This window comes from Clostridium fermenticellae, assembly GCF_003600355.1.
In the GTDB taxonomy this organism is placed as follows: domain Bacteria; phylum Bacillota; class Clostridia; order Clostridiales; family Clostridiaceae; genus Clostridium_AV; species Clostridium_AV fermenticellae.
In genome coordinates, this window is record NZ_CP032416.1 from 1,844,051 (window position 1) to 1,860,472 (window position 16,422).

Below are 16,422 nucleotides of genomic sequence, written 5' to 3' on the forward strand. Positions count from 1 at the left end.
GTAATGGAGGAATTTATAATATGGAAACTCACCCTATTGAAAATTTAATGAAAAGTACTATGGAAAACCTTAAAGACATGATAGATGTAAACACAATTGTAGGAGATGCCGTGGAATCCAAAGATGGTTCTCTTATAATTCCAATATCAAAAGTTTCATTTGGATTTGCATCTGGTGGAAGTGAATTTGCATGCAGCAATACTGAAAACTCTGATTCTGATTATCCATTTGGTGGAGGTTCTGGGGCAGGAGTCACTGTGAAGCCGGTAGCTTTCTTAGTTATAAGTAACGGTTCAGTGAAACTTCTTTCTTTAGATCAGAAAAATACTTATGAAAAATTAATAGACAGCGTTCCTCAAGTCATGGATTTCTTTAAAGGTATATGCAAGGATAAACACAATAACAAATGTAATAAATCTGAAGATAACCATACTAAAGATAGAACCAATGAGACTCATTACAATTCTAAAGATGAGGATAATAGAGAAGAGGATTAACTTCACTTTAGACATTTAGCAGTACACTGCCAAATAGATATAAAAGATTTTACATCAATATTAACTTATACACAAAGATTTCTGACTAAAGGTTATATAAGATTTGTAATTCTAAGCTTAACCCGTGCGCAGGTCGGGATTTCTAAAATTTAGGCACATTAAAAAATTTTGTAGTAAGTGTTAGCGAGGTGTTCTTAAAAATCTTAGTGGATTTTATATGTCTGAGCCTGCGAGTTTATAAAATCTGCTTAGATTTTTATGAACGCAAGCTTACACTTATTAGAAATTTTTTATGTGACGTATTTGGGAAATCCCGGCCGGAGCATAAGTTAAGCTTTCATTTATAAACCCTATATCTAATCTTCAGTTTTATCTCTATCTTCCATAAATTCATCTAACTGAGGCATTTGATTCAATGTATTAAATCCAAAATACTTTAAAAATTCATCAGTAGTAGAATACAGTATAGGCCTTCCCGGTACATCCAATCTTCCAGAATCCCTGATTAAATTCTTTTCCATTAAACCTGATATAGCTCTGTCACTCTTTACACCTCTTATTTCATCTATATCTATTCTAGTTATTGGCTGTTTATAGGCAATAATAGCTAACGTTTCAAGTGCCGCTTGAGACAAAGATTGTCTCGAATTATTTTTAACTAATTTTTCTACATAATTAGAATTTCGCGGTTTAGTAACTAAACTATACTGTCCATCCATACACATGAGTTCTATTCCCCTATCCTCTGAATCCCTATATCTATTATTCATTTCTTCAAGTAGTCTTTCTGTAAAATCTGTTCTACATTCAATTATAGATGCTATTTGCTTTAGATTTAAAGGTTCTCCCGAAACAAATAATAGTGATTCTATTATAGAAAAATATATTTTCTTAGATGATGCTCCCTCTATTTCCAATTGATTGATATTCAAGTTTTTCACCATTACCCACCCTCTCCAAATAAATTTCTTTAAAATTATTTTCCTGCGTAACAAATATATATTTGAGTTTTATAAGTTCAAGTAAAGCCAAAAATGTGACAATAGTCTCTAATTTTGATGAATAACCTTTTATTATATGAGAAAAACTTGTCCTTCGATTAGCCTTCAAATTCTTAATTATATAGAGAATCTTATCTTCAATCTTAAATTTATCTATTGGTATTTCTTTATCAATTATACCATTTGTATTCATTTTTTCTCTGTAATCACTCAATAATTTATTGTATATTTCAAACAACTCAACAATAGTAATATTTTTTAAAAAACTCAAAGGATCAATATCCTTTTTCTCTTCCCTTATAATTTCCGGCTTTTTACCATACATATGTCCTGTTTGTACTTGTCTTTGTCCTAGAAATGTGGCTGCTGATTTGAATTTCTTATATTGTACCAGCTTATTCACGAGTTCTTTTTCTACATCCTTTTCTTCTAAATCTGCTGCCACCTCATCATTATTAGTTTTAGGAAGTAGTGTTTTAGATTTTATTTCAATTAAAGTTGCAGCTATTACTATAAATTCTGAAGTTACTTCCAAATCCATTTCGTTCATTGTATGTATATAGTCTAAATATTGATTTGTAATATAATGTATTTTAATATCATATATATCCATTTTATTTTTTTTTATTAAATGAAGAAGTAAATCAAAAGGTCCTTCAAAGTTATTCATTTTAATATTTAAAGACATTCTTTTATCTCTCCTAAGTTTTTTATAAGTATTTTTTTGTCTGTTATCCGTTTTTCCGGATACACATTTCATATACTCCTTTGCTATTATAGCATAGCCTAAATTATTAATAATATGATTTTGAATATATTTTTTATACAATTTATATAATCCTATTATACAACATATGGATATTTCTTTCTAAACTATTCTTCCATAATATACAATAAATAACAGCAGTAGTACTGCATTATTTTAAGTTTACTCACCATCATATATGTGTTATGCAATACCGCTGCCAATATGAATTATTTTTAAATTCCCTTATCTAAAACCTTTGAAAAGTTATCCTTTAAATTTCCAAATACACCAGGTTTCTTTATATTTCTATCGCTATACAATTTAACTTTTCCTACTAACTTTCCATCTAAATATACCTCACAATATCCAACTATATCATTTGCTTTATAAGACTTCTTTGCCTTATCTAAGACACATTTTTTAACTATCTTATTTTCATTACCTTTTTCTAATATAATATTAAGATCTTCATTAGCTTTGGCTATAAAAAATTTGTCTCCTTTTTTATTCAGGTTAATCTTTTCTATGTCCATTCCTTTAGTAATAAGTTTTTTACTTTCAAACTTAGAAAATCCATAATTCATTAAAATTCCGGCATCTTTATTTCTAATTTTAAATGTCGGAGATCCCATTATTACGGTTAACATTCTAACTCCATTCCTTGCAGCAGTTGCCGAAATACAATACTTAGCCTCTCCTGTAAAACCTGTCTTTAAACCGTCACAGCCCTTAAAAAATCTAACTAGCTTATTGTGATTTACAAGACCTATAGGCGCTTTTCTTCCCTCAGATATAGTTTCCATATATGTTCCAGTATATTTTAATATTGCTGGATGTTTTAATAATTCCCTAGACATTATAGATATGTCATAAGCTGTTGTCAAATGTCCGTCTGCATTTAACCCTGTACAGTTCTTAAAAGTAGTATCTTTCATTCCAAGTTGTGCTGCCTTATCATTCATAAGTTTCACAAATGCATCCTGGCTTCCTGCTATATATTCTGCTAAAGCTACTGCTGCATCATTACCAGAAGCAATTCCAACTCCCTTTATTAGATCCTCTACTGTTCTAATCTCTCCGGTATCCAGAAGCATAGAGCTTCCTCCCATTTTTTTTGCATTTTCGCTTATAGTAACTTTATCAGACAACTTTATTCTTCCAGAATCTACTGCTTCCATTGTTAAAAGCATAGTCATAATTTTTGTAACAGAAGCTGGCGGTAATTTCTCATGAGAATTTTTTTCATATAAAATTTTCCCGCTCACAGGTTCCATAAGAAGTACTGACCTGTTTTCCGAATTCAACTCCATCATTTCAGTTTGATTTTTCTGATCCTCTGCTCTAACATGTATTGGAACTAAAAACATACCAAAAATAAATGTAAGAATCATAGCAAAACTTATAACACCTTTATTTATTTTACTCATATTTTTCCTCCTCTCTTCAAATTTATTTTTCCCGAAAACAATTCTAATTATCACTTTTTTAAGCAAAAATAAAAAACAAGAGCATTTAGTGTGTCAAATCAGACCAAATACTCTTGTTTAAATTTATTTTATATTTTTTACAATCTCAGATACAAGCCTGTTAAACTTGTCTTTTACCCTATTTGAGGTTTCTATAACCTCTGCATGATTCAATGGTTTATCAAGTATACCAGATGCCATATTAGTTATACAAGAAATTCCGAGAATCTTTAATCCACAGTGATTTGCAGCTATAACTTCAGGTACTGTTGACATTCCAACTGCATCTCCTCCTAGCATTCTCACCATATTTATTTCAGCTGGTGTTTCATAACTTGGTCCACTCATCATAAAATAATTTCCAACTTTTAAATCTATATTTAAGTTTCTGCCACAATCTTGTGCTATTTCAATTAGCTCTTTATTATATGCATGAGACATATCTGGAAACCTTGGTCCTATATTTTCATCATTTTTACCTATAAGTGGATTTGAAAAAGAAAAATTTATGTGATCTTTTATAATCATCAAATCACCAGATTTAAATGAAGTATTTACTCCTCCTGCTGCATTAGTCACTATAAGCTTTTCTATACCAAGTAATTTCATTATATATATAGGTAAAACCACATCCTGCATAGAATTGCCTTCATAATAATGTATCCTTCCATTCATCATTACTACATCTTTGCCTCTAAATCTTCCAAATATAAATTCACCAGCATGTCCCTTCACAGTAGGGATAGGCATATTAGGAATTTCAGAATATCTTATCGTCTTTTTATTTTCCACTTCACTAATCAAACTTCCAAGTCCTGAACCTAAAATAATTCCTACATAAGGCACACTGCTTATTTTATTACTTATATACTGAGTACTTTGTTTGATTTTAATCATATCCATAGTTTATCACCTCTAGATTATTAATTACGCTCTCGGATGAGTCTTCTTATAGACCTCTGCAATTTTATTTTTTCTTGAAATGGTAGAGTATATTTGTGTGGCCGACAAATCCTTATGTCCTAAAAGTTCCTGTACAGATTTTATATCTGCGCCATTTTGCAAAAGGTGCACTGCAAAAGAATGTCTAAGTGTAAATGCTGTCATATATTTACTTATACCTGACTGCTTAGCATAATGCTTAATTATTTTCCAAAATCCCTGTCTTGTCATTCTCATACCTTTCATATTTAAAAATAAATAATCTAGGTTATATTTATTTAGATCCGACCTTATTTTAAAATAACCATTTAAATATTTTATTGCAACTGATCCAATTGGTATTATTCTTTCTTTACTTTTAAACCCATTACACTTTACATAATTGAACTTCATATTTATATCATAAATAGTTACATTTAACAATTCCGTGACTTTCATGCCAGTAGCATACATTAATTCAAGCATAGCTTTATCCCTTATGCCTTTTTCTGTTGTAATATCAGGTGCATCCAAAAGCCTATCCACATCTTCTATTGTAAGAATCCTTGGAATATTATGTTTAACCTTAGGCATCTCATAATTTAAAACTGGATTCTCACTTACAATTCCATTTAAAAAAAGATATTTATAAAAGCTTCTAAGAGATACTATATTTCTAATAATAGATGATGTGGCTCTACCTTCTTTCTGAAGATACTGTACATAAGCCATAACTGAAACGACTTCGATTTCAGTTATTACTTCATTTCTGCTATTTATAAAATTAGAAAATTTAGTTACATCTCTTACATATGCATCCAATGTATTCTTACTTACATTCTTATTTTCCAGATATTCAACATATCCAAATAAAATATTATTCATATGCTACTCCAATCTTTTTAAAATAAAATCAATATTACTTTAAAAAACTGTCAAATACAAAAATATAATTATCTATTATATTTATATTCTTCTCAATCACATTATACACTAAAACACTGTTACTGTATGATTTATTGATATAATTATACAAAATACAATTAATAAATTTAGGCAATACTAGTCCAAAAAATACCAAAATAAATAAACATTCTAACAAAATTATAATAAATTCTAAATTATCCTTATTCATACGAATATGCTTCCCACGCCTGCTATTACTACTTTTAAGATTTGAGGTGTAAGATATGATTCCATGGTGAAACCTACAACCATAACTATCATTACAAGAGCAAATGAAACTGAATATGATGTGATTTTAAGCCATATATTGGATGTCCAACTTTTACCACCTTTATCCTTTAGCATATTTAAAGAAAATTCCATAGCAAGTACAGAAATAAATATAATGCAAGGTATGTATATAATATTTTGTGGAAGTACTCCTAAAAGAGAAACCCATACTCCCCTTATTCCCATGCCGTTTATTATAAAACTGATTGTAAATCCTATAGTGAATCCTTTTAATATATCTATTATTAGTATAATAGGAACCCCTATCATGGTAAGACCTAAAAACCACACTATGATAAGTACTGGAATATTATTCTTTATTGTCTGAATAAATATCTGCTTATAGTCTATATTTCCAGAACCAATAGCAGAACTAAAACTTTTTATATAATTTACAAGATCACTTTTTTCAAATCCGCCCATGTATCTTACAGAATATATTCCAAGAACTATACCTGTGCATATACATAAAAGGCTGATTACATACAGCCAAAAATTATTCTGAACATGATCATTCAAAGCATCTATGAATTTATTATGTAACATAGTTCATCCTCCTTTTGCTAGTAATTTCTTTTTAAATATCTATGACTAACAAAAGGGTTATATGACTATTTATTCAAACATAAAGATTGCTACTGTTTTTGCATCAGTTATCATACCGTCTTTAATCATATTTTTGACCGTTTTTACATTTAATTCTCTTAAGTTTATAAACTCATCCTCATCTTGAAGTCCATCACTACCTTTATATAGTTCTTGAGCTTTATAAAGGTATATGCATTCATCACAAAATCCCGGACTTGTAACTATTTTTCCAAGATATTTAAGCTTTCCCGCTTTATATCCTGTCTCTTCTTCTAATTCTCTTGAAGCACAAACTTCTGGCTTTTCACCTTTTTCAATTTTGCCTGCAGGAATTTCTAAAAGCATATGTTCTACTGGTTTTCTAAATTGTTCAACCATAAGTATAGTTTCACTATCTTTATATGCCAGAATAGCCACCCCTCCCGGATGGTTTACAATTTCCCTTTTGACCTCTCTTCCATTCGGAAGCTTTACTTTATGTAAATTGACATTTATAATCTTACCAGAATATATATTTTTAGACTCTATTGTCTTTTCAAAAAACTCCATATCACACACCTCAATCTGCATCAAAACTACTTTAAACTAATTCTATACTTCAAATACATAAATGTCAATTAAAGGTACATTTTAAATATATTTAAAACTAAAGACTAAAAATATGAAACTATGTTTTATATTTTTAGTCTTTAAGTAAATTTTAATACTAATCTAATCAATATTAATTTGTTCATCTATTTTTTTTATAACTCTTTTATAAGTTCTTATAACCTCCTTAAGTTCATCTTCTTTGTCATCCACATCTGCAAGCTTTTCTCTAAGTTCATTTATTCTGCTTGTAACTAAATTTCTAATAATCCTCACATCATTTGATTCTAAATCAAGTTTCATATTATCACCTTCTTATTAAGTATTATGTTTCTAAAACCCTCTTTAGAATTTTATGAACTATATTTATTTATATTATATTACATAAAATGGATGGCTAAAGCCATCCGATCAAAAAAGATTTTTTTTGTAAAACCTTGATATTACTTGCCTAGCTAACTTTATTCTTTAGCCTTAATTTATCTGCAACCATAGCTATAAACTCTGAGTTTGTTGGTTTACCTTTATCATTGTGTATAGTATATCCAAATATCCTATTTATCGTTTCAATTTGACCTCTAGACCATGCCACTTCAATTGCATGCCTTATTGCTCTTTCGACTCTGCTTGCAGTAGTATTATATTTTTTAGCTATGGACGGATATAATTCTTTGGTAACTGCAGACAATAATTCCATATTATTTACTACCATAGTAATTGCTTCTCTTAGGTACATATATCCTTTAATATGTGCAGGAACGCCTATTTCATGTATTATATTTGTTATTTCTTGTTCTAAGTTATTTGCTTCATCTCTTTTAAATTTGACTTCTGAAGTATCTGATAATGAAATTGGTTTTTTAATTGAAGACACACCAATTACATTATTGGTAAACATCTGCCTAATTCTTTTAGTGAATACATCCATATCAAAAGGTTTTACTACATAGTAATCAGCTCCAAGAGTAATTGCTGTTTGAGTTATCTTATCTTGTCCGACTGCAGAAAGTACAATTATTCGCGGCATAGGATCTATATCCATACTACTTAATCTCTCAAGAACACCTAGACCATCAAGATGCGGCATAATTATATCTAATACCAATAAATCAGGTTTCTTTTCCTGTATAAGCTTCAGAGCTTCTATACCATCTTTAGCTATTCCAGTTACTACTATATCCCTTTGATTTAACATGTAATCATTGAGGATATTACAAAATTCCTTATTATCATCCGCAATAACCACACTTATTTTTGATTCTTCCATATTCTTTACTCCCCTTTGTCATTATTTATTTCCCATATCTTAACAATTAATACATTCGACAAAACTATTTTAAATCCTTCTATTAGTAAATAAAAAAATTTAAAATAAAGTTTCATTTATAAAAGATAGCATAAATTATGCTATCTTTTATAACTATTCTATCATATATTTTTCAATTATTTAATATTTCATCCAATTTTAATTTTGTATTTCAATTTTTTCCATATAAACCTACCGTGACAAAATGTTCGAGTCATTTAACATCCATTCTATATATATTCCATATCCTACGTCAGGTTTATTTATAAGAACATGTGTTACGGCTCCGACTATTTTATTATTCTGTATTATAGGGCTTCCACTCATTCCTTGGACTATACCTCCCGTTTTATTCAGTAATTTAGGATCTGTAACTCTTATAAGCATACTCTTCGCTCCAGGCGAATCCTGTTGTAATAATTTTTCTATTCGTATATCATAAAGTTTTGGTTTATCGCCTTCTACAGTGGTAAGAATTTTAGCTGGTCCTTCTTTTATTTCATCTCTTAAAGCTATCTTCATAGGTTTTGATCCTTCATTTATAAGTCTTTTATCTCCATTTCCAAATATCCCACATTCAGTATTTTTAGATATCTTCCCCAGTACTTTTTGTTCTTCTACAAATACACCTTTGAGTTCACCCGGATTGCCCTTAGAACCTTTTTTTATTGATATTATTGAAGATGGAATAACTTCTCCATAGCTTATATTCATTATTGTCCCTGTATCTATATCAGTAATGGGATGACCTAATGCAGCAAATATTCCTGTTTTATTATCATAAAATGTAAGTGTGCCAACTCCAGCAGCACAATCTCTTACCCAAAGGCCTATCTTATATTTATTATTATCCTCCCCTTTAACGGGATTTACAATTTTTTCAGATATATTTCCTTTTCTCTCAATTGTTATCCTTATTTTATTTCCACTGCAATTATTCACTGCACTTTGAACCTGTTCTGCATTTTTTACATATGTTCCATCTATCTTAGTAATATTATCTCCTACTTGTATTCCACCAAGTGCTGCAGGACTTACATTTCCTTTAGATGTTCTAATATCTGATAATGCAATTACAAGAACTCCCTTTGTATTTAATTTTACACCAACAGGCTGCCCTCCAGGATATATTTTTATATCATTGCTTACAGAGTGTAAAAAAATTGATTTTACTGGTAAAATCCCAAATAAATTCAATTTAATCTTCTTATAACTATTATATACATCTTTATTCGCTTTAATTTCATCTTTATTTTTTGCCTTCAAAATATTGTCAAACTTTAAACATTCTCCTTCCCTCAAGAATATAGTTTTAGGTACACTTTGAACTTTATAGTAAACACTTAATGTGATTAACAGGATAGGAATTAAAATAAAACATAAGAATTTCTTTTTTTTAATGTACATGTTTTTTACCTCCTGTTTTTTATATCTATGCTTTTAAATTGCCCTTTTAAACATTTTATTATGCTATTATATACTTTCATATAAAGTTATGATTTAATCTATAAGTAAATTTTTTTCATATAAAAAAATCGCATCTTACATGCGATTTTTATTTTGACTTTATATTAATTTTTCTTATATCAGCCATCCTTATAAGTTCCTTAGAATGTTCCAATGTTAATTTTGTAACCTCTGATCCACCTATCATCTTGGCTATCTCATATTCCTTCTGATTATCCTTCAATTTTTTTACATGAGTGAAGGTTTTATTATCCTTAACTTCCTTCGATACTAAATAATATTCATCAGACATACAAGCAATTTGCGGTAAATGAGTTACACAAAGAACCTGATGTTTTTTTGATATTGTATACATTTTTTCAGCCACACACTGTGCTATTCTACCGCTGATTCCGGTGTCTATTTCATCAAATATAACAGATGGAATTTTATCTTTATCTACAAATACAGTCTTGAGTGCCAACATTATTCTGGAAAGTTCTCCTCCGGATACAATCTTTTCCAGAGGTTTAAGAGGTTCTCCTGGATTGGTAGAAATAAGAAATCTAATTGAATCCATACCATTTGTATAAAATTTTTCACTAATACTCACATCAACTTTAAAAACACTCTTTTCAAGTCCAACAAAATTTAATTCCTTTTTTACGTTTTTCTCTAAAATATCAGCTATTTTGCATCTCTCTATATGAATATATTTTCCATAATTCTTCAAACCTTCTACTATTTTTACCATTTCATCTTTTAGATTTTCAATTATCTCATTACTGTTAACCATTTCATAATATTGTTTTGATATCTTGTCTCTATATTCAAAAATTTTAGGTATTGTATCTCCATATTTCTTCTTATAATCATTTATTTGATACATTCTACCATTTATATATTCTAATTCTGATTCATCATAATATACATCATTTTTAATATTTCCCATTTTTTCAATAGCATCTTCCATGTTATAATAAGCATCTTTAAGAGCTTTGACTATATCAATAACTTTAGGAAAATCTTGTTCCAAATTATCTAAATGCTTAATCATGATTCTCAACTTATCATACATAGATTCTACATTTTCTCTTCCCTCATACAAGTCAACATAGCAATCATTCAAAGTTCTGCTTATTTTTTCAGAATTGGATAATATCTTATATTTTTCATTTAGTTTTATATCTTCTCCTTCTTTTAAATTAGCCGAATTTATTTCATCTATTTGGTATTTTAAAAAATCAATGATTTTATTTCTTTCTTCATTATTCCCTGTTAATCTCTTAATATCATTTTGTTTCTCAATAAATTCGTGATATATTTCCTTATACTTGTTTAAATACATCTTAAGATTGTTATTGCCAAAGTCATCTATATAATTTATATGATTTTCGGATAAAAGCAAATTCTGATTTTCATGCTGTCCATGAATATCAATAAGTGTTGAACTTATAAATCTAAGAGTGCTCAATAAAACAGATTTTCCATTTACCTTTGCAATACTTTTGCCAGATTGAAATGTTTCTCTACTTATTATTATAATATCTTCAATTTCAATTTCATTTTTTTCTAAAATATCGGATGTCTTAGGATTTTCCACTGTAAATACAGCTTCTACAAAAGTCTTATTTTCGCCAGTCCTTATAAGCTCCTTATTAAATTTGGATCCGAGAACATAATTTATAGCATCTATAAGTATTGACTTACCAGCACCTGTTTCCCCCGCAAGTACATTGAATCCACTATTAAATGATATTGTAAGTTCCTCTATTAAAGCAAAGTTTTTTATATTCAATTGAAGAAGCATAAAGTAAAGGCCTCCTAATCAGAAATCATCTTTTTCATTTTTTGAACTATAGTCCGGGCTTTTTCATTATCTCTTGTCAATATAAAAATTGTATTATCACCCGCTACAGTACCTGCAATTCCTTCAAAATTTAAACAATCTATAGCTTCTGCTGCAGCTTGAGCAGATCCCGAAATAGTCTTTATAATAACAAAATTTTGTACATTTTCTATACTTATTACCGTCTGAGAAAATACATTAACAAGTTTATTAGACAGAGAATTCCCCGTTTGAGATATAGTAGCGTATTTGTATCTTCCATTCTCGCCCAAAACTTTAATTAATTTTAATTCCTTTATATCCCTTGAAACTGTGGCCTGGGTGATATCCATCCCACTTTCTCTCAATTCATTTGCAAGTTCTTCCTGAGTCTCAATATCTTTGGAATTTATAATTTCAAGTATTTTAGCATGTCTTGTTACTTTCATAATCTTCACCTTCACATTCCTTTACCCTATAAATTATTTTTTTCCTGAGCGTATCAAAATAATCATTGTTATTCAATTTTATTAGTTTACATTTATTTTGAGCTGTATGTATATCAATCATATTAGTTTTATCCATTTTAATCCAATCCTGACCATCTATAGATAAAACTACATCTGAAATATTCTTCGGGAATTCTATAATTATATTGCTACTACCATCAAGCACTATTGTTCTCGCACCAAGATTGGTTGAAAACATAGGTGTCAGCATTAAGGTATCCAAGGTTGGATATACTATAGGTCCACCGGCTGAAAGTGAATATGCTGTAGATCCGGTTGCCGTTGAAACTATTATTCCATCTGCTGTAAATGTATTGTAGTACCTTCCATTAATATAAATTTTATATTTAACTATTCTTTCTATAAAACCTTTAGATAGAACTATATCATTAAGTCCTATACATCTATTTATTTTCTTGTCTTCTCCAAATTTGCTGTAGCTGCATTCAATCATACTTCTCTCTTCTACAGTATACTCTCCATTAAACAAATTCTTTATTGCAATATCCACCTTTGAACTTTCAACTTGAGTAAGAAATCCCAAATGCCCCATGTTTATACCTAGTATCGGTATATTATATTTTGCCACATGCCTTGCTGTATTTAATATAGTACCATCTCCACCTAGTGATATGATAATATCTAAATTACAACTTTGCTCACAGTCAATTCCATTGCAATCCTCAAATATCTTTATATTGATATCTTTCCTTTCACTACGTATTATTTTAACTAAGGAATTTATTATATTTTTTCCACTATTCTTCGTAGTATTTATATTTATGCCTAAATTTTTCATAGTTCCTCCCCATTAAGCTCGTGATGCGCTATATTTACCACTTTCTCAATTTCGTCATTATTAAAACACGAGCAGTCCCCATTAGACTTAGCAAAATAAATTAAATACTCTATATTTCCTTCGGGACCCTTTACAGGAGAATAATCTAAATTTAAAATTTTGACACTATATTTAGATAAAAATTCTACAATATTTGTTATGACTTCTTTATGTGTGCTCTTCTCCTTCACAACTCCCTTTTTACCAACCTTTTCTCTTCCTGCTTCAAACTGGGGCTTTATTAAAGCTATTATTTTCCCTTCATTCTTTAACAACTGAATAACAACAGGTATAACCTTTTTCAGTGATATAAATGATACATCTATACTTGCAAAGTCTGTAAATTCACCTATATCTTCAGGTTTAACATATCTTATATTGGTTCTTTCCATACATACAACTCTATCGTCGGTTCTAAGCTTCCATGCAAATTGTCCATATCCGACATCGATCGCATAGACTTTTTTAGCACCATTTTTAAGCATGCAGTCTGTAAATCCTCCTGTTGATGCACCTATATCCATACATATTTTATCGTTTAAATCTATATTAAAATTCTTTACAGCTTTCTGAAGTTTTAATCCACCACGGCTTACAAATGGCATATGCTTTCCTTTAAATTCAATATTAGAGCTTTCTTGCACTTTTTGACCACATTTATCAACTCTCTGATTGTCGATAAATATTTCTCCAGCCATTATACTTGCCTTCGCTCTTTCTCTCGATGTAAAAATACCTTTTTTAACTAATAACGTATCAAGTCTTTCTTTATTTTCTGACATAGTAAACTCCTTTATTTAACTAGTTTCAATATACTATTCACAATTCCCTCGACATCTAATCCATGCAATTTATATAATATATCCAATTTACCATGAGGTATAAACTCATCTCTAAAACCAAGAATTGAAACTTTAACATTCTTATCTAATGTACTCACATATTCAAGTATAGATGAACCAAGTCCACCATGCTTAATATTATCTTCTATAGTGACTATCTTCATATTATTTTGAACTAATTCATTTAACATTAATTCATCTATCGGTTTAACAAAGCATGCACTTATAACTTTAACCTTTACACCAAGGTCAAGCAATTTATTCCTTGCAAGAACTGCATTTTCAACCATCTTACCCTGAGCTATTACAGCTATATCGCCCTCACCACAAATAAATTCCCATTTCCCTGGTTTAAAACCTTCAAGTGGACTTAACTTAACTTCACCACTATCTCCACCACGCGGATACCTTATTGCTATTGGATATTTCTGCTGGACAGCCCATTTTAGCATATACTTAAGTTCACAAATACATTTAGGGGACATAATTGTCATATTTGGCATCTGTGTCAAATATGACAAATCAAATACACCTTGATGAGTCTCTCCGTCATGTCCAACTATTCCAGCTCTATCTATAGCAAAGATAACTGGCAGTTTCTGAAGACACACATCATGCAAAACTTGATCATAAGCCCTTTGAAGGAATGTAGAATATACAGCAAAAATTGGCTTCAATCCCTCTTTTGCCATTCCTGCAGCTAATGTTACAGCATGTTGTTCTGCTATCCCAACATCAAAAAATCTCTTCGGATATCTTCTCGCAAACTCCTTAAGTCCAGTTCCATCACGCATTGCTGCCGTTATAGCAACTACATCCTTATTTTTTTCAGCTATTTTGACTAACTCTTCCCCAAAAGCCCCTGAATATGTATCACATGAATCACTGCACAACTCGCCATTACTGCAGTCAAAAGGACCAATTCCATGAAACTTTCCTGGATTTTTCTCTGCAAACTGATATCCTTTTCCTTTTTTCGTTATTATATGTATTATAACAGGCTCATTAATATTTTTAGCCTTTGATAAAACCTCAATCAGATCTTTCATATTATGTCCGTCAATTGGTCCCAAATATTTGATTCCCATATCTTCAAAAAACATCCCTGGAACCAGCATTTTCTTTATACCATTTTTAACCCTTTCAAGATATTTAGCCATCCCCTTACCTATATTAGGAATCTTCTTAAGTGCTGCTTCGACATCGTCTTTGAATTTATTGTATTTAGGATCTATCCTGATTCTGTTTAAATATCTGGACATTCCTCCGACATTTTTTGCTATAGACATTTGATTATCATTTAAGATAATTATAATTTTAGTTTTGGTATATCCTGCATCATTTAGCGCCTCTAACGCCATTCCTCCGGTCAAAGCTCCATCACCTATAACAGCAACTACTTCATGTTTTTCATTTTTTAAATCTCTCGCCCTTGCCATACCAAGTGCAGCGGATATCGATGTACTACTGTGCCCCGTCTCAAAAAAATCATATATACTCTCACAGTACTTAGGAAAACCACTTATACCGCCAAATTGCCTTAACGTATCAAATTTATCTTTTCTTCCAGTCAATATCTTATGTACATATGACTGATGTCCTACATCCCATATAAGTTTATCTCTGTCTAAATCAAGTACACTAAACAAACTCAAAGTAAGCTCTACAACTCCTAAATTTGAAGCAAGATGTCCTCCAGTTTTAGATACCTTTTCTATTAAAAATCTTCTAATCTCCTTTGCAAACTGCTGTTTCTGTTTTAGAGTCATGTACTTTATCTTGTGAAAGTCATTATAGTTATCTAATATTCCCATTATCATCATCTATCCCTTTTAAAAAAATATATTAGCTTACAAAAACTGTATAGTACTTGATTTCCATTATTTATAGCAAGATTCTTTCCTATAGATTTTCCGCCTATTGTAAGTGCTCCTACAAATACACCTACAATTATAGTCAGAATATCTTCATTCATATGTGGAAAATCATAAGAAATCTTATGTGCTATTAAAACGCCAAGTGATCCACTTACTATACCGCATATATCTCCAATGACATCTTGAAATATTGTGGAAGTTTTATCCGCACTTTTTATTAATTTTATAGCCAACTTGGCTCCATTAACCTTTTTAGATGCCATGGCATGAAAAGATCTTTCTTTAGCTACAGTTACAGCAACTCCTATCATGTCAAATATTATACCCATTACTATAATAAAACCTAATATAAAAAAAGCTACTATAATATTAACACTTTTTAGCAGCATATCAGACAAAAGCGAAATACTACCACAGGCTATTATCGACCAAAATACTATTGTAAATAACCATTTAGTATTGCTTTTCTTATTAGATTTAGATCTAGTTAACAAGAATTCATTCCTCCAATTTATCCGATAGTATCTACATAATCTCGTTACACTAATTTAAAATTAAAAATCATGGTGGCAGTATACTAAGTAAACTTTACGGCTTAGGTCTAGTAGGCTTTCCCATAGAATAATCAAAACGTCGCCGTTTTGACAGTTTCCTTTTAATATTCTATCTGTCATATCGCTATTAACAGAACTAGATCACCACTTAGTCCGCACTGCAATCCTTAATATACT

General features: G+C 30.1%; 17 protein-coding genes. 1 reads left to right on the plus strand and 16 read right to left on the minus strand.

Annotated features, from left to right (window positions below; all coding sequences use genetic code 11):
- The first annotated feature begins 20 nt into the window (after positions 1 to 20).
- The gene (gene ytfJ / locus D4Z93_RS08540; protein WP_119972527.1) at positions 21 to 497 is read left to right on the plus strand and encodes a GerW family sporulation protein; all 477 of its coding nucleotides are present in this window, start codon (positions 21 to 23) and stop codon (positions 495 to 497) included.
- A 356-nt stretch (positions 498 to 853) separates the two neighbouring features.
- Here the strand turns inward: ytfJ and scpB are convergent, their stop codons facing one another.
- The 16 genes from scpB to D4Z93_RS08625 form a co-directional block, all read right to left on the minus strand.
- Positions 854 to 1,438 (minus strand): SMC-Scp complex subunit ScpB, encoded by a 585-nt coding sequence (gene scpB, locus D4Z93_RS08545; RefSeq protein ID WP_119974278.1) that lies wholly within the window; start codon positions 1,436 to 1,438, stop codon positions 854 to 856.
- Positions 1,389 to 2,186, minus strand: a complete 798-nt coding sequence (locus D4Z93_RS08550; protein ID WP_119974280.1) for a segregation/condensation protein A — start codon at positions 2,184 to 2,186, stop codon at positions 1,389 to 1,391. Before D4Z93_RS08550 ends, scpB begins: the two co-directional genes overlap by 50 nt.
- 293 nt (positions 2,187 to 2,479) lie before the next feature.
- Complete coding sequence (locus tag D4Z93_RS08555; RefSeq protein WP_119972530.1) at positions 2,480 to 3,673, minus strand: D-alanyl-D-alanine carboxypeptidase family protein; 1,194 nt, start codon at positions 3,671 to 3,673, stop codon at positions 2,480 to 2,482.
- Positions 3,674 to 3,796: 123 nt separating this feature from the next.
- Positions 3,797 to 4,615: a purine-nucleoside phosphorylase gene (locus tag D4Z93_RS08560; protein WP_119972533.1), complete on the minus strand. Its 819-nt coding sequence runs from the start codon at positions 4,613 to 4,615 to the stop codon at positions 3,797 to 3,799.
- Between the two features lie 24 nt (positions 4,616 to 4,639).
- A complete protein-coding gene (gene xerD / locus D4Z93_RS08565; protein WP_119972536.1) occupies positions 4,640 to 5,518 on the minus strand; it encodes a site-specific tyrosine recombinase XerD in 879 nt (292 codons plus the stop codon).
- A gap of 246 nt (positions 5,519 to 5,764) precedes the next feature.
- Positions 5,765 to 6,415 (minus strand): stage II sporulation protein M, encoded by a 651-nt coding sequence (spoIIM, locus tag D4Z93_RS08575; RefSeq protein ID WP_119972541.1) that lies wholly within the window; start codon positions 6,413 to 6,415, stop codon positions 5,765 to 5,767.
- A gap of 69 nt (positions 6,416 to 6,484) precedes the next feature.
- Positions 6,485 to 7,006 carry an NUDIX hydrolase gene (locus D4Z93_RS08580; RefSeq protein ID WP_119972544.1) on the minus strand — a complete coding sequence of 174 codons (522 nt, stop codon included), beginning with the start codon at positions 7,004 to 7,006 and terminating at the stop codon, positions 6,485 to 6,487.
- A 162-nt stretch (positions 7,007 to 7,168) separates the two neighbouring features.
- Positions 7,169 to 7,348: a hypothetical protein gene (locus tag D4Z93_RS08585; protein WP_119972547.1), complete on the minus strand. Its 180-nt coding sequence runs from the start codon at positions 7,346 to 7,348 to the stop codon at positions 7,169 to 7,171.
- Positions 7,349 to 7,496: 148 nt separating this feature from the next.
- Positions 7,497 to 8,312, minus strand: coding sequence for a sporulation transcription factor Spo0A (gene spo0A / locus D4Z93_RS08590; protein ID WP_119972550.1), 816 nt, complete (start codon positions 8,310 to 8,312; stop codon positions 7,497 to 7,499).
- A gap of 231 nt (positions 8,313 to 8,543) precedes the next feature.
- The gene (gene spoIVB, locus D4Z93_RS08595) at positions 8,544 to 9,758 is read right to left on the minus strand and encodes a SpoIVB peptidase (RefSeq protein WP_119972553.1); all 1,215 of its coding nucleotides are present in this window, start codon (positions 9,756 to 9,758) and stop codon (positions 8,544 to 8,546) included.
- A gap of 148 nt (positions 9,759 to 9,906) precedes the next feature.
- Entirely contained in the window at positions 9,907 to 11,607 is a 1,701-nt protein-coding gene (recN, locus tag D4Z93_RS08600) for a DNA repair protein RecN (protein ID WP_119972556.1), read from the minus strand.
- A gap of 14 nt (positions 11,608 to 11,621) precedes the next feature.
- A complete protein-coding gene (locus tag D4Z93_RS08605; RefSeq protein ID WP_119972559.1) occupies positions 11,622 to 12,074 on the minus strand; it encodes an arginine repressor in 453 nt (150 codons plus the stop codon).
- Positions 12,052 to 12,933, minus strand: coding sequence for an NAD(+)/NADH kinase (locus tag D4Z93_RS08610; protein ID WP_119972562.1), 882 nt, complete (start codon positions 12,931 to 12,933; stop codon positions 12,052 to 12,054). Before D4Z93_RS08610 ends, D4Z93_RS08605 begins: the two co-directional genes overlap by 23 nt.
- Entirely contained in the window at positions 12,930 to 13,754 is an 825-nt protein-coding gene (locus D4Z93_RS08615; RefSeq protein WP_119972565.1) for a TlyA family RNA methyltransferase, read from the minus strand. Before D4Z93_RS08615 ends, D4Z93_RS08610 begins: the two co-directional genes overlap by 4 nt.
- A gap of 11 nt (positions 13,755 to 13,765) precedes the next feature.
- A complete protein-coding gene (gene dxs / locus D4Z93_RS08620; protein WP_119974282.1) occupies positions 13,766 to 15,631 on the minus strand; it encodes a 1-deoxy-D-xylulose-5-phosphate synthase in 1,866 nt (621 codons plus the stop codon).
- A 2-nt stretch (positions 15,632 to 15,633) separates the two neighbouring features.
- Positions 15,634 to 16,185, minus strand: coding sequence for a CNNM metal transporter family protein (locus D4Z93_RS08625; RefSeq protein WP_119972567.1), 552 nt, complete (start codon positions 16,183 to 16,185; stop codon positions 15,634 to 15,636).
- Positions 16,186 to 16,422: the final 237 nt, after the last annotated feature.